Genomic DNA, 18,306 nt, shown 5'->3' on the forward strand with positions numbered 1-18,306 from the left:
GGTTTACCTTCAGGGGAAAGACGATGGCAACTTCAACAGTCAGTCAGAACGGCTGGAATAAACTGGCCGGATCCAATCCTGTCATACATTTTATTGATATCACGCTGCGTGGTTGTGCGCAGGTGATGTTTCAGAACAACCCGCTGACCGGGCTGTTCTTTTTTGCCGCTATTTTTATCGGTGCATACAGTGAAGGTATTCCGGCGGTCGGCTGGGGCTGTCTGCTCGGTACTGTGGTGTCCACGCTGACGGCGTATGTCAGCAAAATGGATGTCACCTCACTGCGCGCCGGCCTGTACGGCTATAACGGCTGCCTGGTCGGTGTGGCGTTGCCGACCTTCCTGGATAACTCGCCGTTTATGTGGGCGGCCATTGTGCTCGGCAGTATCGTGGCAGTGATCGCCACCATTTCACTGACCGATTTCCTGAAAAACTGGAAAGTGGCGGCGCTGACCGCACCTTTCGTGCTGGTGACCTGGACTATCCTGCTGGCCAGTTACAGTTTCTTCGGTATCAAAGGCGTCAGCCTGCCGGGGCCGGCACTGCCGGATCAGTATGTGGCACCGATCGCCGGGATCCCGTATTCCGATCTGATCCCGGATATTTTCCGTGGTGTGTCAGAGGTCTTTCTGCTGAGCAGCATTACCGTGGGGATCCTGTTTGTGATCGGTCTGGCAGTCAGCTCGGTGTGGGCGGCGGTCTTTGCGGTCTTTGGCTCACTGCTGGCTTTTGGTGTGGCATCTTTCCTGAAAGCGGACTTCGGTAGTGTGCATACCGGGCTGTATTCATTCAGCGCCGTGTTAACTGCGATCGCGCTGGGTTCCACATTTAATAAACCGAGCTTCAAAGTGCTGGTGTATACCGTAGTGGGTGTGATTTTTACGGTGTTTGTCCAGGGCGCGCTGGATGTGGTGGTCTCGCCGTTCGGTATTCCGACACTGACCATGCCGTTCGTTCTGGCCTCCTGGCTGTTCCTGGTGCCGAATCAGGACATCATGCCGGAACACCGTCAGTAAAAGGGGAGAAATATGCAGAGTAATCTACTGAAGACAGGGTTACATAAATTACTGAGTCTGCGGGTGATCCTGTCGGTACTGCTGTTTATTGACGGGGTGATGATCCTGTCGCCGGTGCTGTTTTCCTATAGCGGGGATATTGCCTGGCAGGACGGCGGTTTCACCGCGTGGTTACAGTCACTCGGGTTTATAAAACTGCTGGATATTCCCCGTTTTATGCTGGGGTTACTGCTGGCACTGCTGGCGCTGCTGATGCTGACCGGCGCACGCATCGCCTGGCTGTTCTCTCTGTTTATCCTGCTCACGATGGTACTGATGGATCTGGGACTGGCCCGTGAATACTCGCTGCAGGGGCTGTTCTCGCTGGCGCTGCTGATTGCGTCCGGCTGTCTGTGGCGGCAGTTCCCGCATCACAGCCTGACCAGTGCGGGAGTGGTGGCGATCAGCAGTATTATCCTGCTGGTGGTCTATTCCGTCTTCGGCACCCTGTATCTCGGCAATGAGTTCCAGCCACATGTCACGGATATCTCAGCGGCCTTCTACTTTGCCCTGGTCTGTATGACCACGGTCGGCTTCGGGGACATCATCCCAATCAGCGTGGAAGCGCGGATGTTTACCCTGACGGTGGTGGTGTTCGGTATCACGATTTTCACCACATCCATTGTGTACATTGTGGGTGTCGTCCTGCGCGGCACACGCGAGATTGTCAAAAAGAGGTTGTTACACATGAAAGAGCATTATGTTGTTATCGGCGCGAATCCGCTGGCGGTCAATATCTATAAGGGACTGAAAAAACGCGGTTTGCAGGTGGTGGTGATCTGTTCTGATGAGGACAAAAAGCACTTCCCTGACGGCACCGTGACCGTGGCCGGTGACAGTGCGGATGCCGTGACCCTGAATGAAGCCAATGTCAAAGATGCCCGCTGTGTGATGGCCATCAGTGATAGTGATTCAGATAACACTTTTGCGCTGCTGGCGGTAAAACAGCTGGCCGGTGAAGGCGTGAAAACCGTGACTGTGGTGAATCAGGAAGAGAACAGCGACAAAATGCGCCTGCTGCATGCGGATATGACCTTCTCCCTGTCACAGCTCGGCAGTGAAGTGCTGATGAAAATGCTGTGCGGCGAGAGCATCAATAACAGCGTTATGGCTGACATCTTATTAGCCAAAGCGCCATAAGCAGGGCCGGTTGTGAAGCATAAAGAAAAAAAAATAAATCTGAGCCACGGGATCTCCCGGGCTCAGTCATTCTTCTATTCCCGGTTTAAACAGCTGCACGGCATCCGCATTGCGCTGGCATTTACACTGACGTTTCTGGTGTTCCGGGAATTACACAGCGATAAGCTCGATTATATCATTATGACACTTATCTCTATCCTGATGCCGATGCCGTACTGGGGAAATGTGCTGATCCGCTCTATGCAGCGCACCCTCGGCACCGTTATCGGCTCACTGATAGGGATGCTGCTGCTGTATACGGAAACCCACTCTTTCCCGCTGATGCTGGCGCTGGCGACCATTGCGATGTTTGTCTGCGGCCTGATTGCGCTGGGCAAAAATATGTATGTCGGGATGCTGATCGGGATGACCATCAGTATCGTTGCCACCGCACCTGTCGGGGACATGGACTCTGCGCTTATCCGTTCGGCGCAGACGGTGGGCGGCTCGATTCTGGCACTGGTGTTCTCGGCGATCCTGCCGCTGAAAGGGTTTGTGTTCTGGCGGATGAATATCAGCACTATTCTGCGCGATATTGCCAGATTATATGATGAGCACATCATGAAACTGAGCAGTACCGACCCGGAACGGTGGGATAATCAGCTGAAAGACACGTTATCCACACTGCTGACCTGCAATACCTACATTGCACCGGCTGTCAAAGAGACCCATGTTCCGGCTGCCACCTTTACGGCCATTCACGGGCGTATCCGGCGGCTGGTGGCGATACTGGAACTGCTGACCGATACCTTCAGTAAAAACTACTTCGCTCATGCGCTGAACACCGAGAATCCCTACATTGTGCAGTTGCAGAAAAGCAACAGTGAGATCATGAAACTGCTCTCTGATATCTTTGTGCAGGGGAAAGATGATGACACCATGGATAAGCTCCAGGCACTGCGTGCCAGCACACATGAGCTGCATCAGAAGATCAATGCACAGCCGGAAAGTAACTCAGCGGATGCCATGATGGTTGGGATGAGTGTGGAAGTGATCAAGCTGCTGGATGAAGTATGCGGACTGGTTCAGATTGACATTTTAAAGAAATGCGCATAAACACAGAAACATTGAAACAAAAATGACGTAAGGTTTTTCTATGTTAAATGTGATCCTCAGCATTTCCGCAGGATCAGTGCTCGGCGGCCTCGGCCGCTGGGTGTTGAGTAATAAATTCAACCCGGTACTGGCAATGATGCCGCTGGGGACGTATCTCGCCAATATTATTGCCGGTTATATTATCGGGCTGGCGGTGGCGTTTTTCTCCTCTCACCCGACACTCCCGGCGGAATGGCGGCTGTTTATTGTCACCGGGTTCTGCGGCGCGTTATCGACATTCTCGACCTTCTCACTTGAGATTGTGCAGGCTTTCCAGGCCGGGCGCATCCACCACGGTATGGCAGAAATCGCCCTGCATGTACTCAGCTCCCTGCTGATGACCTGGCTTGGCCTGCTGACCTGGCAGGTGTTGCAGCACCGGTAAAAAAAGGGGAAATTATTCCCCTTTTTCTTTCTCTTCCGTTTTCTTCCCCGGCTTCTCATCTTCATTTTTCAGATTGGCGGTCAGCAGATACAGGGATTGCTGCCAGCGGCTCGGGGTCAGTTGCAGCAGGTTATTGGCGAGCACAAAGCCGATACCGAGAGCGAGAAGTAACATCACCCGCAGCAGGTTGGTGGTGTTATCCACCTGGGTGGATTCTGTGGCCAGACGGTGGGTATCGATGGTCAGGCGCAGAAAGCCTTTCGGGCCTTTTTTTCCGGGGATGGCGGCGACAATCTGATGATTAAAATAACTGCCGGCTTTTTGCCCGTCCAGCGCCAGGCGGTCGCGGACAGTGATACTCTCGCCGCTGCCCGCTATCTGTACCCCGTCATCCTGATATACTGTGGCATCGAGAATGCGGCTGTTGGTGGTCAGCTGCGCTAAATTTGCCGTAATTTGTTTCTTATTGAGCACTTTCCCGTTATCGTCTATAGCATCGGAAAGGTTAAACGCCACCTGTTGTGCCAGCGAATAGGCCAATTCATTAAACTGATCCATTGACGACTGCTGGTGGACGCGGCTGAAATAAGACACACCCTGTAACAGACACACCATCAGGGCGAGACAAATCAGAATAATGGCTGTTTTATGCAGCCGGAATGTTAACTTCGTTTTGGCCATTGTTTATCCGTTTTTCCGTTGTCGCCACCATATTGCCAGAAGCGGAAATTTTTATCTGCTACCATCATGAATATTATCAGGGATTATAGGAGTATCTGTTGATGTCGACGAGTCTGACCTACTGTTATTTGCCGAATGAAATCCATAAGTGGCCGGGCCTTCCTCTTTCTCTGAGCGGTGATGAAGTGATGCCGCTGGACTACCGGGCGGGTGACAGCGGCTGGCTGCTGTACGGACGCGGGCTGGATAAGGCGCGGATCAGCGATTTCCAGCACCGTCTGGGTGCGGCAATTGTGGTGGTCTCGTCATGGCGGATCGATGATTATCAGGTGGTGCGGATCGCGGGCAGCCTGACCGGGCGCATCAAACGGGTGGCGGATGAGTTTCAGATGGATGTCGTGCCGCTGGGTAATATCCCGAAACTGCGCTCCCCCGGATTACTGATGATGGATATGGATTCCACTGCGATCCAAATCGAATGTATCGATGAAATCGCCAGATTAGCCGGCGTCGGTGATGAAGTCGCAGAGGTGACGGAAAGAGCGATGCAGGGTGAGCTGGATTTCAGCGAAAGCCTGAAAGCGCGTGTCGGCCTGCTGGCCGGGGCGGATGCTGCCATTTTACAGCAGGTGCTGGATACGCTGCCGCTGATGCCGGGGCTGACCAGCCTGGTACGCAAACTCCAGGCGATGGACTGGCATGTCGCGATTGCTTCCGGCGGATTTACTTTCTACGCCAATCATTTAAAAGATTCTCTGCGCCTGATCGCCGTCTATGCCAATCAGCTGGAAATCAAAGACGGCAAACTGACCGGCAAAGTCAAAGGCCCGGTGGTGGATGCCAAATACAAAGCGCAGGCGCTGGTGAAACTGGCGGAATTTCTCAATATTCCTTTAGAGCAGACTGTAGCGATCGGTGATGGTGCCAATGACCTGAAAATGCTGAAAAAAGCCGGTCTCGGTATTGCTTTCCACGCCAAACCGAAAGTGTATGCACGGGCAAAAGTGGCTATCCGCCACGCCGACCTGATGGGAGTGATGTGCACCCTCAGCGGTGGTCTGAAACACGAAGAACGTTAATTTATCAGTTATTACGGGGTCACGAGTGGCAAAACCAGCAAAACGCGCCTTTGTCTGTAACGAGTGCGGGGCGGATTATCCCCGCTGGCAGGGGCAGTGCACCGCGTGTCAGGCGTGGAATACAATAACAGAAGTCCGGCTGGCTTCTGTCTCATCATCAGCGGCACGCAATGATCGCCTCAGTGGCTATGCGGGGCAGAGTGGTGTCAGCAAAGTTCAGAAGCTGTCGGAAATCAGTCTTGAGGAACTGCCGCGTTTCTCCACCGGTTTCAAAGAATTTGACCGTGTGCTGGGCGGCGGCGTGGTACCGGGCAGTGCCATTCTGATCGGCGGTAATCCGGGCGCCGGGAAAAGTACCCTGCTGTTACAGACCATGTGCCAGCTCGCCGCACAGATGAAAACCCTGTATGTCACGGGGGAGGAATCCTTACAGCAGGTGGCGATGCGGGCACACCGCCTCGGACTGCCGATGGATAATCTCAATATGCTGTCGGAAACGGCGATTGAGCAGATTTGCCTGATCGCAGAGCAGGAACAGCCGAAGCTGATGGTGATTGACTCCATCCAGGTGATGCACATGGCGGATATTCAGTCTTCGCCGGGCAGTGTGGCACAGGTGCGCGAAACTGCCGCCTATCTGACCCGCTTTGCCAAAACCCGGGGTGTGGCGATCATTATGGTCGGCCACGTCACCAAAGACGGCTCTCTGGCAGGGCCGAAGGTACTCGAGCACTGTATTGACTGCTCGGTCATGCTCGACGGTGAGGCCGATTCCCGTTTCCGCACACTGCGCAGCCATAAAAACCGCTTCGGTGCAGTGAATGAGCTGGGCGTGTTTGCCATGACGGAGCAGGGGCTGCGCGAGGTGAGCAACCCGTCCGCCATTTTCCTGAGCCGCGGGGATGAAATTACGTCCGGCAGTTCGGTGATGGTGGTCTGGGAAGGCACACGTCCGCTGCTGGTGGAAATCCAAGCGCTGGTGGATCACTCGATGATGTCGAATCCGCGTCGTGTGGCGGTCGGGCTGGAGCAGAACCGGCTGGCTATCCTGCTGGCGGTACTGCATCGCCACGGCGGATTGCAGATGTCGGATCAGGATGTGTTCGTCAACGTGGTTGGCGGGGTGAAAGTCACCGAAACCAGTGCGGATCTGGCGCTGCTGCTCTCGCTGGTCTCCAGTTTCCGTGACCGGCCGATCCCGCGTGATGTGGTGATCTTCGGCGAAGTCGGGCTGGCGGGGGAGATCCGTCCGGTGCCGAGCGGCCAGGAGCGGATCTCGGAAGCGGCCAAACACGGTTTTAAACGGGCGATTGTGCCGAATGCCAACCGCCCGAAAAACCCGCCGCCGGGTATGCAGGTGTTCGGGGTGAAAAAACTGTCGGATGCCCTGTCTGTGCTGGATGAACTGGAATAAGTGAGGCAGAGAATGACCGATTTTTCCTATCTGAAACAAGCCATTAAACAGGCGGGTGTCACACTCCAGCAACTGGCGGATCAGTGCGGGGTGACCAAAGGGTATCTCAGCCAGCTGATTAACAACAAAATCAAAAGTCCCGGCGGCCAGAAGCTGGCCGGGCTGCACAGTGCGCTGGGGCTCGATTACCCGCTGAAGCAGAAAATTACCGGGGTGGTGTTCGGGAAATTTTACCCGCTGCACACCGGCCATATTTACCTGATCCAGAGGGCGTGCAGCCAGGTGGATGAGCTGCATGTGATCCTCTGTCACGACGAACCGCGTGATAAGGCGTTGTTTATCAACAGTTCAATGTCTCAGCAGCCGACCGTCAGTGATCGTCTGCGCTGGCTTCTGCAAACCTTTAAGTATCAGAAAAATATCCGCATTCACTCATTTGATGAGCACGCTTATGATCCGTATCCGCACGGCTGGGAGCACTGGAGTCAGGGTGTGTGCCAGTTTATGCGGGAAAAAGGGATCACGCCGGATTTTATCTATTCGGGCGAAAAAGCGGATGTGCCGCGTTACCGTGAATCGTTCGGCATCGAAACGGTGCTTATCGACCCGGAACGTACTTTTATGAATATCAGCGGGCGGCAGATCCGTCAGGCACCATTCCGCTACTGGGACTACATTCCGACAGAGGTTAAACCCTTCTTTGTGCGCACTGTGGCGGTGCTCGGCGGGGAGTCCAGCGGCAAATCCACCCTCGTCAATAAACTGGCAAATATGTTCAATACCACCAGTGCCTGGGAATACGGACGTGATTACGTATTTTCCCACCTGGGCGGTGATGAAATGGCGCTGCAATATTCCGACTATGACAAAATCGCGCTGGGGCATGCTCAGTATATTGATTTTGCAGTGAAATATGCCAACAAAGTCGCGTTTGTGGATACGGATTTTGTCACGACCCAGGCCTTCTGCAAACGGTATGAGGGTAAAGAACACCCGTTTGTACAGGCACTGATTGCGGAGTACCGCTTTGACCTGGTGATCCTGCTGGAAAATAACACGCCGTGGGTGGCTGACGGACTGCGCAGCCTCGGCAGTGACAATGACCGCAAAGCGTTTCAGGATCTGCTGATCGATATGTTGCGGGAAAACGGCATTAAGTTTGTCCATGTGACATCGGCGGATTACGACACCCGTTTTCTCGAGTGCGTTGAGCTGGTTCAGCGTCTGCTGATGCTGGATACCCCTGAAATTCGTGACGGGGATCAGCAAAAATAAAGAATGTTGTGAGAATCGAAAAATAATCAGGTAATTTCCGTGAGAAATTATTTTTCTCTTCTATACTGAAAGAACAAGGACAACACACAGCGTCCGACAGAATTCAGGGCAACAAAGGGAGGAAAGATGAAGAGTAAAGGATCCCTTTACTGATGGTGTTAACTGATTGATTTATTTGTCAGTTTCAAGTGTTATGAAAGCGGTAAGTATGAAGTAGTAAGTCAGCTTCGGTTGTACCTTAAGTACCAGGTTCAATGTAATACCCGTAACAAAAGACACTCTTTTATCCATCCATCCAACCAAAAAATGCCGCGCGGTCCCTCACCACGCGGCATTTTCAATAATGGTACTGGCAGGCAGCTACCTCAACTCCCTGGTTAGTAACACGGTAAACCAGCCGGAAAGATTATTTTACCAGTACAGATAGTCTTCCCATGCCTGAGACGAAAACGTCAATGTCATTCATTGATTTCCTTTTTGAGCCCCTTTCCGGCATTTAATTCATCAATGGAATCCATTAAACGCCGTGCATTATTCGGTGAACGCATCAGATAGGCGGTCTCTTCCGGAGACTGATATTCATCAAGTGATAATAATACGCATGCAGTAGCTTTCTGCCGGGTGATCAAAACAGGGATGCGATCATCCACGGTTTTATTCATCTCAGCGGTGAGATTTTGGTGCACTTCACTGTATTTTAATATCTTCATATTGATTCATCGTGCACGAATTTTTTACAGGGAGGAGTCAGGCAGATGCCATTGCAGAATGTATGCAGAGATACAAAAAAGCCGCGTAATTTTCACCACGCGGCATTTTCCGTTATATGACCTATTTGGTCATACGTTTGTACTTGATGCGGTGCGGCTCCAGTGCGGCCTCGCCGAGAGTCCGTTTCTTGTAATCTTCATATTCACTGAAGTTACCTTCGAAGAACTCCACTTTCCCCTCATCCTGATAGTCGATGATATGGGTGGCGATACGGTCAAGGAACCAGCGGTCATGGGAAATGACCATAGCGCAGCCCGGGAATTCCAGCAGGGCGTTTTCCAGTGCGCGCAGGGTTTCGATATCCAGGTCGTTGGTCGGTTCATCGAGCAGCAGCATGTTGCCGCCGACCTGCAGCAGTTTGGCCAGATGCAGACGGCCGCGCTCACCACCGGATAACTCGCCGACACGTTTGCCCTGGTCAACGCCTTTGAAGTTAAAACGTCCGACATAAGCACGGCTCGGGATCTCAGTGGTACCGATACGCATGATATCCTGCCCGCCGGACACTTCTTCCCAGACGGTTTTCTTATCATCCATGGCATCACGGAATTGATCAACAGACGCGATAGTTACGGTATCACCGAGAGTGATAGTACCGGAATCCGGCTGTTCTTTGCCGCTGATCATACGGAACAGGGTGGATTTACCCGCACCGTTCGGCCCGATAATCCCGACAATCGCCCCTTTCGGCAGCGAGAAACTCAGGTTATCGATCAGGGTACGGCCATCATAGGATTTTGTCAGGTTTTCCACTTCCAGAACTTTGTCGCCCAGACGCGGACCAGGCGGAATAAAGAGTTCGTTGGTCTCATTACGTTTCTGGTACTCGACGCTGTTCAGTTCCTCAAAGCGGGCCAGACGGGCCTTGCCTTTGGACTGACGACCCTTCGGATTCTGACGGATCCACTCCAGCTCTTTCTCGATAGACTTGCGGCGGGCTGCTTCAGAGGAAGCTTCCTGTGCCAGACGGGCATCTTTCTGCTCCAGCCAGCTGGAGTAGTTTCCTTCCCACGGAATACCTTCACCGCGGTCAAGTTCGAGGATCCAGCCGGCGACGTTATCAAGGAAGTAACGGTCGTGGGTGATCGCCACAACGGTACCCTCGTAGTCGTGCAGGAAGCGTTCCAGCCAGGCGACAGATTCCGCATCCAGGTGGTTGGTCGGTTCGTCGAGCAGCAGCATATCCGGTTTTTCCAGCAGCAGGCGGCAGATAGCCACACGGCGGCGCTCACCCCCGGACAGATTACCGATTTTGGCATCCCAGGCCGGTAAACGCAGGGCATCTGCCGCACGTTCCAGCTGGTTATCCAGATTATGGCCGTCATGAGACTGGATAATCGCTTCCAGTTCACCCTGTTCTTTGGCGAGTTTGTCAAAATCTGCATCCGGATCGGCATACAGCGCGTACACTTCATCCAGACGGGTCAGGGCATTTTTCACTTCCGCAACCGCTTCTTCAACCGCTTCACGGACAGTGTGTTCCGGATTCAGTTTCGGTTCCTGCGGCAGATAGCCGATGTTCAGGCCGGGCTGCGGACGTGCTTCGCCCTCAATATCGGTATCCACACCTGCCATGATGCGCAGCAGGGTTGATTTACCGGCACCATTCAGGCCGAGAACACCGATTTTGGCGCCCGGGAAGAAACTCAGAGAGATATCTTTCAGTATATGACGCTTCGGCGGCACAATTTTGCCGACACGGTGCATCGAATAAACGTATTGAGCCAATGTAGTCTACCTTTTTTCGTTGATGGGGCATCTGCGGGGCATTATGACTAAGTTTTACGTTTAGTTAAAGCCACTCCGGTGTCAGTATTGCCCGGTTGCCGGCAGTGACCGGCGGGTACAGCAGATTCCCCATTCTAACATCCGCCTGCGTTATTCTCACGGTGATCGTGCCGTTGCCGGGATCCGTATCATGATGAACCCGGGGCCGGTGTGCTAACGGCCGCTGTAACCGGCCTCATAAGCAGCAATAATATTGTCTGTCAGTATTTTTTTCTGCCGGTCCGTGCGGTCACTTTCATTTACTTTCTCAGTATGTACTTTTGGTGAAATAAACTGTGTTGTCCCGGTCATACGGCTCAAAAATTCGTTACTTTTGAAATAACTAATTCGTTCTTTATATTGTTGCGGTGTTATTCCGTCTTTTTTATCTTTGATACCGGCATCATAAAACTGTTTAAAAAACGGCGTCATAAGTTTAACGGAGCCATTTATATGAGTCTGAAAATTAGGATCAGAATCCTGCGCGGCCTGCTGGTAGACATAGTGGCGGGTGATTTTCTCATAGGCAGTCTGCTGTGATGCACATGCTGTCAGGGTAAATAATGCAGAGATGATTATTATGTTTTTTATATTATTCATAATGTATTACGTCCTTTGCGGTTATCAGTAAACCGGATGTGGTATAAAAATATGAGAATATTTTTAATGGAAACCGGAAATACAGCAAGTGATGTACATCATATATTTTATGATTTCTGACTGTAATCTGAAAAATAAAAATACTTTAAAAATATAATTATCTGATTAATTAAAATAGCGCGTTTATCCCGGAGCAAGGGACAAAAAAAAGACGACCGGAGTCGTCTGAAATGTGTTCACTACTTATAGAGTTATTGGTAGTGCTCAGGATCCCGCTTACGGCGGTAGCCGGTTTCCTGAAGTGTTATCATTATAATTTTAAATTTAACTTTACTATATAGTAAAAATAGTGATAACGCCAGACGATATAACTACAATCTGTTTAATAAACAATCATTTACGGCAAAGGGAATGCACAATAAGAATAATCAGACATATATTCTGAATAATATAATTTCCGGTATCTGGTTATGCGGTACAACGGTATGATTTGTGTCTGCGTGACAGGGCACTTACACTGTGTATCAGGGTCTGAGGTATTGTGCAGATAAACGGTAATGAAGGAGACAGGAGCGGATCATGAGGAAATGTATATGGCCGGGCGTGGCAGCCCTCAGCATGCTGATGTTTTCAGCACTGGCGTCAGCGGATTCACTGAGTGAGCAGCGTCAGCGCTATCAGGATGTCAAATCTGCCTGGGATGCCAATAATATGGCGGAAGTGGAACGCCTGATGCCGTCACTGCGGGATTATCCGCTCTATCCTTATCTGGAATACCGTGAACTGACACAGGACATGAGCCTGCTGACAGCCGGTCAGGTGAAAAATTTTACGGATACTCATCCGAATCTGCCGTCAGCGGCAAGTCTGAAAAATAAATTTATCAGTGAACTGGCCAAACGTAATGACTGGCAGGGGCTGGTCAGCTACAGCACAACTGTACCAAAACCGGTCAGTGCGAAGTGTGACTATTACTATGCCAACTGGCAGACCGGAAACCGTCAGGTGGCGCTGGACGGGGCGAAATCAGTCTGGCTGGCGGGAAATTCCCTGCCATCCTCCTGCGATAAGTTATTTGATGTCTGGGATCAGTCCGGCGGACTGACACCGGAACGTGTCCTTGAACGTATCAGTCTGGCGCTGAAAAACGGCAACGCCTCTCTGGTCAGTTATCTGGCAAAACGCCTGCCCGCTTCTTATCAGACTATCAGCAATGGCCTGATTAACTTACAGAAAAACCCGGCATCGGTGGTGACATTTGCCCAGCTGAGCCCGACGGATTTCACCCGCCAGGCCACAATCTCCGCTTTCTCCGCCTATGCCCGCAAATCACCGGATGCGGCACGGGCTGACCTGAACAGTGTGGCGCGCGCCCAGAAAATGAATGACAGCGAGCGTCAGCAACTGAAAGATGCTGTCGCGTGGCAGTATATGGGGAGCGACGTGACAGATGAGCAGGCTGCCTGGCGTGACGAAGTGATTCAGGAAACCGATTCTGTCACCCTGCGCGAGCGCCGCGTGCGTCTGGCGCTGAGTAACGCGGATGACCGTGATCTGGATCGCTGGCTGACCCGGTTACCGGCGGACGCTCAGCAGAAAGAGGAATGGCAGTACTGGCGCGCGGTATTGCTGGAAAAAGGCGGCAATAAAGCGGCAGCAGATGCCATTCTGGAAAAAATCACTCAGGGTCGCGGGTTCTATCCGATGGTGGCGGCACAGCGTCTGGGTAAACCGTATGTCATGATGATCAATGCGGCGGATAAACCGGACAACAGCATCAGCAATCTGCCGGAAATTCAGCGTATCCGTGAGCTGCTGTACTGGCAGATGGAAGGGCTGGCCCGCACTGAGTGGCTGAATCTGGTGGACAGTCAGACACCGGCGCGCAAAGCACAGCTGGCGCGTTATGCGCTGGAGCAGGGCTGGGCGGATCTGAGTGTGCAGGCGACGATCAACGGCAAGCTGTGGGATCATCTGGAAGAGCGCTTCCCGCTGGCCTGGCAGAGTGAGTTTGATGAGTTCACGCAGAATAAAAATATCAGCAAAAGCTATGCGATGGCGATAGCCCGTCAGGAAAGTGCCTGGAACCCGCAGGCACGTTCGCCGGTCGGGGCGACCGGGCTGATGCAGCTGATGCCGGCAACGGCAACCCAGACGGTCCGCGACAACGGTATTGCGGATTACAGCAACAGTGCGCAGCTGGTTAATCCGCGCAAAAATATTGAGATAGGCACCGCGTATCTCAACGGCGTATATAACCAGTTTGGTCAGAACCGGATCCTGGCGAGTGCCGCGTATAACGCAGGCCCTAACCGGGTCACCCGCTGGCTGAGCAACAGCGGCGGACGGCTTGATGCGGTTGCCTTCGTGGAAACCATTCCGTTCGCGGAAACCCGGGGTTATGTGAAGAATGTGCTGGCATTTGATGTCTTTTATCAGAACTTCCTGAAAGGGCAGCGCCCGGCGGATGTACTGACACCTTCCGAACAATCAATGCGTTACTGATCATCCCCCTCCGGCCCGGTTCAGCAGAAGACAGCTGCACCGGGCTTGTGTTATCCTAGGTGTACTAGTTAACGGGTACTTTTTGTACTCCCGATCCTATGGGGTGACACATGACGACAGACCAACTTCAGGACAGCGACTGGCAGCGCTTTGTCAGCCTGCTGCGCAATGCTTATTCGCAGGATATTGAATCCCACCTTTTTCAGCTGCTTTTTACCCCGGATGAGCGCACAGCGCTGGGTACACGCGTGCGGATCGTCGAGGAGCTGCTGCGCGGTAAGATGAGCCAGCGTGAGCTGAAAAGTGAGCTGGGGGTCGGCATTGCGACCATCACCCGCGGCTCCAACAGCCTGAAATATGCCCCGGAAGAGGTGAAAGCCTGGCTGGAGCAGGAACTCCTCAGCGGCAAAAAATAACTCAGCTGTTCTGCCGCCGGTACGTTGTCAGGGAAATGCCGGTTTCCCGTCTGAAATAGCGGCACAGGTAGGACGGATCATCAAAGTGCAGTTTATCTGCGATCTGCTCCACTGACAGCGTGCTGTAACGCAGGAGTGTCTTGATTTCGGGGATAACCCGGCGGTTGATCAGTGATTTGGGAGAGTGATTGAAAAACGTTCCGGTCAGCTGTGACAGATAAAACGGTGTGATATTTAACTGCCGCGCATAGTACTGCACATCCCTGTGTTCCCGGCTGTGGCGGCAGATAAGTTCCCAGAACTGCCAGCACAGTGTCTCTTTCCGGCTGTACTTCTGTGTGGCGGCCGGGGCATACGGCGGCATTCTTTCCGCTATCCGCAAAAACAGGTTCTGTAAATGATTACGCTGCATAATATGCCGGTAAACCGGACTGTTGCGGGTGATATCCTGCATTTGTGCCAGCCACATTGTCAGCAGCGGTTTTTCTTCCGGCAGCGGAATGCAGCGGGGATATTCATGCAGAAACAGAAACAGCGGGTTCGGCAGGACATAGGCGATTTCGGCAGAAAAGGAGGCCGGGATCAGGCAAAAAAACACACGGAATCCCCGCGAGTGCTTTTTCAGCAGCGCGATCGTATCTTCCGCCAGCACCAGAATATCCCCCGCCCGTACAGGCTGAGGTTTAAAATTCAGTGACATATGTGCGTATCCCGCCCGGCAGATCATCAGGGTGAGATACGCACTTCCGAAGGTCAGCGGCACGCCGTTGTGATCGGCCAGTGTGCTTTCCCCTGTCAGTAATGTGTCCGTTTCTTCCGTCAGCAACGGAATCTGGTCTGTCAGCTTAATATCGTAAGTTGCCATTTTTGCTATCCGAAAGCAGATATCAGAGGAAATTTATCATAATAGTTTTCAAAAGTACCGAAAGTGCGGAGGTTTGTTGCTTACCGCCGTTCTGCCGTCAGGCTACACTTCCCGTCATCACAGAGAGAGCCGCTGAGGCTGAATGTATAACTGAAGTAAGGTAAGCAGTATGAAATTAGAAACAGAACGTATGATTCTGCGCCCGTGGGCAGAAACCGATGCCGCCGATTTATATGAAGTGGCGAAAGATGACCGCGTCGGCCCGATTGCCGGCTGGCCGCCGCACAGCTGCATTGCGGAAAGCGCCGATATTATCCGCACCGTTTTTAACCCCGATGAGGTTTATGCCACTGAACTGAAAGCGAACGGGCGGGCGGTGGGCTGTATCGGGATTTTGATCGGTGAAAACAGCAACTTTGATATCAGTCAGAGGGAAGGTGAGATAGCTTACTGGATTGGTGTACCGTATTGGGGACAGGGGCTGATCCCGGAAGCAGTCAGGGAAGTGATGCGCCATGCATTTGAAACCCTGGAGCTGGATGCTCTGTGGTGCGGCTATTTTGAAAACAATGAACAGTCACACCGCGCTCAGGCTAAGTGCGGGTTCCGCCATCATCATACCGAAGAGAATAAATTCAATCAGTTCCTGAATGATTACCGGACTGAACATATCAGCCGCATTACGCGGGAAGAGTGGCTGGCACAGCAGTAAATGTGCCGGGAAGGTCACCGGGCCGGTGAGTACCGGTCCGGTTTTTCAGATCAGGATTCTCTGGTGTTCAGGGATTTATAAATTTCATGCTGGATAGGCACCAGCGCCAGGATAATTGCCTGCTCATAGACACTGGTGCGGGTCAGAGCGCCGCCGGTGAAGAAACCGATCGCTCCGCCTTTCTGTTTAATATCTTCCACTCCGGTCAGGTCGGCCATCTCATCACCCAGTTCGCGGCCTTCGCGGATCCCCGCGAGAATTTTTTCCGGCAGCATCAGGCTGGCAGAACGGGATTCCCCGCGCAGCTGACGGTGCTCGATAACAATCCAGGCAAAGGTCATATCGCCTTCAATACCCGCTTCAACACCAACCCAGAAATCCGCTTCCGGTCTGACCTGACGGGCCGCATTGACGCGCTGGCGGGCACCGGTACGGGTTTCGGTGTTCCCGATAGGCTGCTGCGGCACGCTGCTGTCCACATTCACATCTTCAATATCAAAATTGCCGTTACCCAGAACCACTTCAAAAGCGGAACGGATAGCCTGAATTTTGGCCGGATTAGTCGTTGCTGCGATAATATGAAACATGATAATTAAACTATCCACGTAATTATGTTTGCCGCAGTATAGCGAATATTGACGGCTTTCCGCAGATTTTTTTAGACGGTGCCGTGCGGTGAAAGAGTTTCAGGGATAAAGCGTGATCCCGGGAATGTTTTTACGGTATGGTAGCGGGGTAATCAGACTTTCACACAGTAAAAGCAGAGATTGATAGTTATGTCACAGGTATTTCTTGTCCGTCACGGCGAAACTGAATGGAACGTTCAGCGCCGTATCCAGGGTCATTCTGACAGCCCGTTAACACAAAGTGGTATCGACCAGGCGAAGCAGGTTGCCGCGCGTCTGAAAAATGAAGGGATCACCCATATTATTGCCAGTGATCTGGGCCGTACACAACAGACTGCAAAACTGATCGCAGAAGCCTGCGGTTGTGAGGTTATTGCAGATCCGCGTCTGCGTGAGCTCAATATGGGCGTGCTGGAAAAACGTCAGATCCATACCCTTACCGAAGAAGAAGAGGGCTGGCGTAAAAGTCTGCTTAACGGCGCGGAAGACGGGCGTATCCCGGAAGGGGAATCTCTCGCGGAGCTGGAAAGCCGGATGCGGGCGGCGCTGGAAAGCACGCTGGATCTGCCGGAGGGCAGCAAAGTTCTGCTGGTCAGTCACGGTATTGCGCTGGGATGCCTGATTGGCTCTGTGCTGGGGCTGCCGGCTTATGCGGAGCGCCGTCTGCGTCTGCGTAACTGCTCGTTATCCGTTCTGGAGTATCAGGAAAGCCCGTGGCTGGCGGATGGCTGGGTGGTTGAAACGGCCGGTGACACCACACATCTGAGTCTTCCGGCGCTGGATGAAGTGCAGCGCTGAGTAAACCGTTGAACCAGACACCGCCCGGGTGAACAAGACACCACCGGCGGCGGTGTTTGTTCTGCGGGAAGGCTGTTACTGCGCGTCACGTTTGACAGGAATATAGTATTTAAATTCCTCAATGTGATGGCGCGGATCTGCCTCATCCACATCCGGATAACGGATATCGGTTCCTTTTCTCAGTTTATAGCTCTCAACATCGTAACCACGGCGGCGGGTTATCCCCAGTCGCGGCACACACTGGCCGTAAATAGTGAACAGGAATTCCTGCATCGCACCGCGGTAAGGAATGCCGCTGAAGGTGAAGCAGAGATATTCACCACCGGGCATTTCCAGCTCGTGAACATTTTCCTCAGTAGTAAAGGCTGCAAATTCCTTAGCCACTGCGGTGGTATAATGGACTGTCTGCTCATCTTCTTTGTCCGGATTACGGGTGGTACTGTAAAGCCCGTAAACATAGTCCGGGAGAGTTTTCGCCACAGAAATATGATGCAGCCAGAACTCCTGGCGCATGTGGGTACACGCGGTTGCCCAGTCTTCCAGACGATGTGAACAGCTGTTCTCGATACCGATGACTGTGCGCGGCGGCAGCGTGACAAACTCGTGCTCCGGCATCGGCACATCATCAAGCAGAATGGCGGAGCAGATTCCGTCAGAGCACCATTCGTCAAGACGGCGGTACAGCGCAGGTGTTTTATTAAACTGTTTCTTGAATGCGCGGGTAAAGGTTTGCTGTGAATCGAAACGATACTGCAGCGCGATATCTAAAATAGGACGGGCAGTCAGCCGCAGTGCAATCGCTGCGCGTGATAAACGGCGGGCGCGGATGTAAGCGCCGATGGCCTCACCGGTAACGTCCTTGAACATACGTTGTAAATGCCACTTGGAGTAGCCTGCCTTCGCAGCGACGTTATCGAGGGAAAGTGGCTGATCTAAATGCTCATCTAACCAACGGAGTAAATCGCGAATGATGCTGGTCTGATCCATACATCTCCCTTATTGGATTGATGAAGTTCTGAAAGAGATATAACGAATTTATATTCTAACCTGAGTGATTATCAACGGGATAATCATTTACCAATT

At 52.5% G+C, this 18,306-nt stretch carries 18 protein-coding genes; 11 read left to right on the plus strand and 7 right to left on the minus strand.

Going from position 1 to position 18,306, the window contains the following annotated elements:
- Positions 1–23 precede the first annotated feature (23 nt).
- Genes yut through crcB form a run of 4 tightly spaced genes read left to right on the plus strand, consistent with a single transcriptional unit; the run spans position 24 to position 3,714 of the window.
- Positions 24–1,016, plus strand: a complete 993-nt coding sequence (gene yut, locus ACSBQN_RS15555) for an urea transporter (protein ID WP_024475035.1) — start codon at positions 24–26, stop codon at positions 1,014–1,016.
- A gap of 12 nt (positions 1,017–1,028) precedes the next feature.
- The gene (locus tag ACSBQN_RS15560) at positions 1,029–2,195 is read left to right on the plus strand and encodes an NAD-binding protein (protein WP_024475034.1); all 1,167 of its coding nucleotides are present in this window, start codon (positions 1,029–1,031) and stop codon (positions 2,193–2,195) included.
- A 12-nt stretch (positions 2,196–2,207) separates the two neighbouring features.
- A complete protein-coding gene (locus ACSBQN_RS15565; RefSeq protein ID WP_004242105.1) occupies positions 2,208–3,290 on the plus strand; it encodes an FUSC family protein in 1,083 nt (360 codons plus the stop codon).
- Between the two features lie 40 nt (positions 3,291–3,330).
- Positions 3,331–3,714 carry a fluoride efflux transporter CrcB gene (gene crcB, locus ACSBQN_RS15570; RefSeq protein WP_004237097.1) on the plus strand — a complete coding sequence of 128 codons (384 nt, stop codon included), beginning with the start codon at positions 3,331–3,333 and terminating at the stop codon, positions 3,712–3,714.
- A gap of 12 nt (positions 3,715–3,726) precedes the next feature.
- On the opposite strand, the gene ACSBQN_RS15575 is transcribed toward crcB, so the two are convergent.
- Positions 3,727–4,395 (minus strand): YtjB family periplasmic protein, encoded by a 669-nt coding sequence (locus tag ACSBQN_RS15575; RefSeq protein ID WP_004237098.1) that lies wholly within the window; start codon positions 4,393–4,395, stop codon positions 3,727–3,729.
- A gap of 101 nt (positions 4,396–4,496) precedes the next feature.
- Between ACSBQN_RS15575 and serB the strand changes: the two genes are divergently transcribed.
- From serB to nadR, 3 genes are read left to right on the plus strand one after another with little or no spacing between them, the layout of a single operon-like run.
- The gene (gene serB / locus ACSBQN_RS15580) at positions 4,497–5,474 is read left to right on the plus strand and encodes a phosphoserine phosphatase (protein ID WP_004242106.1); all 978 of its coding nucleotides are present in this window, start codon (positions 4,497–4,499) and stop codon (positions 5,472–5,474) included.
- Positions 5,475–5,499: 25 nt separating this feature from the next.
- Positions 5,500–6,888, plus strand: coding sequence for a DNA repair protein RadA (gene radA, locus ACSBQN_RS15585; RefSeq protein ID WP_015422438.1), 1,389 nt, complete (start codon positions 5,500–5,502; stop codon positions 6,886–6,888).
- 12 nt (positions 6,889–6,900) lie between these two features.
- On the plus strand, positions 6,901–8,163 hold the full coding sequence (gene nadR, locus ACSBQN_RS15590; RefSeq protein ID WP_004237101.1) for a multifunctional transcriptional regulator/nicotinamide-nucleotide adenylyltransferase/ribosylnicotinamide kinase NadR: 1,263 nt from the start codon (positions 6,901–6,903) through the stop codon (positions 8,161–8,163).
- Positions 8,164–8,621: 458 nt separating this feature from the next.
- Here the strand turns inward: nadR and yefM are convergent, their stop codons facing one another.
- The 3 genes from yefM to ACSBQN_RS15605 form a co-directional block, all read right to left on the minus strand.
- The gene (gene yefM, locus ACSBQN_RS15595; RefSeq protein WP_024475032.1) at positions 8,622–8,873 is read right to left on the minus strand and encodes a YoeB-YefM toxin-antitoxin system antitoxin YefM; all 252 of its coding nucleotides are present in this window, start codon (positions 8,871–8,873) and stop codon (positions 8,622–8,624) included.
- A 121-nt stretch (positions 8,874–8,994) separates the two neighbouring features.
- Positions 8,995–10,662: an energy-dependent translational throttle protein EttA gene (gene ettA / locus ACSBQN_RS15600; RefSeq protein WP_032099035.1), complete on the minus strand. Its 1,668-nt coding sequence runs from the start codon at positions 10,660–10,662 to the stop codon at positions 8,995–8,997.
- 213 nt (positions 10,663–10,875) lie between these two features.
- Positions 10,876–11,301, minus strand: coding sequence for an Exc2 family lipoprotein (locus ACSBQN_RS15605; protein ID WP_205501041.1), 426 nt, complete (start codon positions 11,299–11,301; stop codon positions 10,876–10,878).
- A 579-nt stretch (positions 11,302–11,880) separates the two neighbouring features.
- Between ACSBQN_RS15605 and sltY the strand changes: the two genes are divergently transcribed.
- A complete protein-coding gene (gene sltY / locus ACSBQN_RS15610) occupies positions 11,881–13,806 on the plus strand; it encodes a murein transglycosylase (RefSeq protein ID WP_024475029.1) in 1,926 nt (641 codons plus the stop codon).
- A gap of 110 nt (positions 13,807–13,916) precedes the next feature.
- On the plus strand, positions 13,917–14,222 hold the full coding sequence (gene trpR, locus ACSBQN_RS15615) for a trp operon repressor (protein ID WP_004237105.1): 306 nt from the start codon (positions 13,917–13,919) through the stop codon (positions 14,220–14,222).
- A 1-nt stretch (position 14,223) separates the two neighbouring features.
- Here the strand turns inward: trpR and ACSBQN_RS15620 are convergent, their stop codons facing one another.
- Positions 14,224–15,087, minus strand: coding sequence for a helix-turn-helix domain-containing protein (locus ACSBQN_RS15620; protein ID WP_024475028.1), 864 nt, complete (start codon positions 15,085–15,087; stop codon positions 14,224–14,226).
- A 169-nt stretch (positions 15,088–15,256) separates the two neighbouring features.
- Between ACSBQN_RS15620 and ACSBQN_RS15625 the strand changes: the two genes are divergently transcribed.
- Complete coding sequence (locus tag ACSBQN_RS15625) at positions 15,257–15,799, plus strand: GNAT family N-acetyltransferase (protein WP_036409283.1); 543 nt, start codon at positions 15,257–15,259, stop codon at positions 15,797–15,799.
- Positions 15,800–15,849: 50 nt separating this feature from the next.
- Here ACSBQN_RS15625 and yjjX read toward each other — a convergent pair whose 3' ends face one another.
- Positions 15,850–16,386, minus strand: a complete 537-nt coding sequence (gene yjjX / locus ACSBQN_RS15630; RefSeq protein ID WP_024475026.1) for an inosine/xanthosine triphosphatase — start codon at positions 16,384–16,386, stop codon at positions 15,850–15,852.
- Between the two features lie 189 nt (positions 16,387–16,575).
- Between yjjX and gpmB the strand changes: the two genes are divergently transcribed.
- Positions 16,576–17,223: a 2,3-diphosphoglycerate-dependent phosphoglycerate mutase GpmB gene (gpmB, locus tag ACSBQN_RS15635; RefSeq protein WP_024475025.1), complete on the plus strand. Its 648-nt coding sequence runs from the start codon at positions 16,576–16,578 to the stop codon at positions 17,221–17,223.
- A gap of 75 nt (positions 17,224–17,298) precedes the next feature.
- Here the strand turns inward: gpmB and robA are convergent, their stop codons facing one another.
- The gene (robA, locus tag ACSBQN_RS15640) at positions 17,299–18,210 is read right to left on the minus strand and encodes an MDR efflux pump AcrAB transcriptional activator RobA (RefSeq protein WP_036409280.1); all 912 of its coding nucleotides are present in this window, start codon (positions 18,208–18,210) and stop codon (positions 17,299–17,301) included.
- Between the last annotated feature and the right edge of the window lie 96 nt (positions 18,211–18,306).

Origin of the sequence: Morganella sp. B601 (genome assembly GCF_051172335.1) — a bacterium.
Taxonomy (GTDB): Bacteria; Pseudomonadota; Gammaproteobacteria; order Enterobacterales; family Enterobacteriaceae; genus Morganella; species Morganella morganii.

Excerpts from the sequence above, each read along its gene's own strand:
- yut (WP_024475035.1), top strand. The coding sequence starts at position 24 with ATGGCAACTTCAACAGTCAGTCAGAACGGCTGGAATAAACTGGCCGGA.
- ACSBQN_RS15560 (WP_024475034.1), top strand. The coding sequence starts at position 1,029 with ATGCAGAGTAATCTACTGAAGACAGGGTTACATAAATTACTGAGTCTG.
- crcB (WP_004237097.1), top strand. The coding sequence starts at position 3,331 with ATGTTAAATGTGATCCTCAGCATTTCCGCAGGATCAGTGCTCGGCGGC.
- ACSBQN_RS15575 (WP_004237098.1), bottom strand. The coding sequence starts at position 4,395 with ATGGCCAAAACGAAGTTAACATTCCGGCTGCATAAAACAGCCATTATT.
- serB (WP_004242106.1), top strand. The coding sequence starts at position 4,497 with ATGTCGACGAGTCTGACCTACTGTTATTTGCCGAATGAAATCCATAAG.
- nadR (WP_004237101.1), top strand. The coding sequence starts at position 6,901 with ATGACCGATTTTTCCTATCTGAAACAAGCCATTAAACAGGCGGGTGTC.
- yefM (WP_024475032.1), bottom strand. The coding sequence starts at position 8,873 with ATGAAGATATTAAAATACAGTGAAGTGCACCAAAATCTCACCGCTGAG.
- ACSBQN_RS15605 (WP_205501041.1), bottom strand. The coding sequence starts at position 11,301 with ATGAATAATATAAAAAACATAATAATCATCTCTGCATTATTTACCCTG.
- sltY (WP_024475029.1), top strand. The coding sequence starts at position 11,881 with ATGAGGAAATGTATATGGCCGGGCGTGGCAGCCCTCAGCATGCTGATG.
- trpR (WP_004237105.1), top strand. The coding sequence starts at position 13,917 with ATGACGACAGACCAACTTCAGGACAGCGACTGGCAGCGCTTTGTCAGC.
- ACSBQN_RS15620 (WP_024475028.1), bottom strand. The coding sequence starts at position 15,087 with ATGGCAACTTACGATATTAAGCTGACAGACCAGATTCCGTTGCTGACG.
- ACSBQN_RS15625 (WP_036409283.1), top strand. The coding sequence starts at position 15,257 with ATGAAATTAGAAACAGAACGTATGATTCTGCGCCCGTGGGCAGAAACC.
- yjjX (WP_024475026.1), bottom strand. The coding sequence starts at position 16,386 with ATGTTTCATATTATCGCAGCAACGACTAATCCGGCCAAAATTCAGGCT.
- gpmB (WP_024475025.1), top strand. The coding sequence starts at position 16,576 with ATGTCACAGGTATTTCTTGTCCGTCACGGCGAAACTGAATGGAACGTT.
- robA (WP_036409280.1), bottom strand. The coding sequence starts at position 18,210 with ATGGATCAGACCAGCATCATTCGCGATTTACTCCGTTGGTTAGATGAG.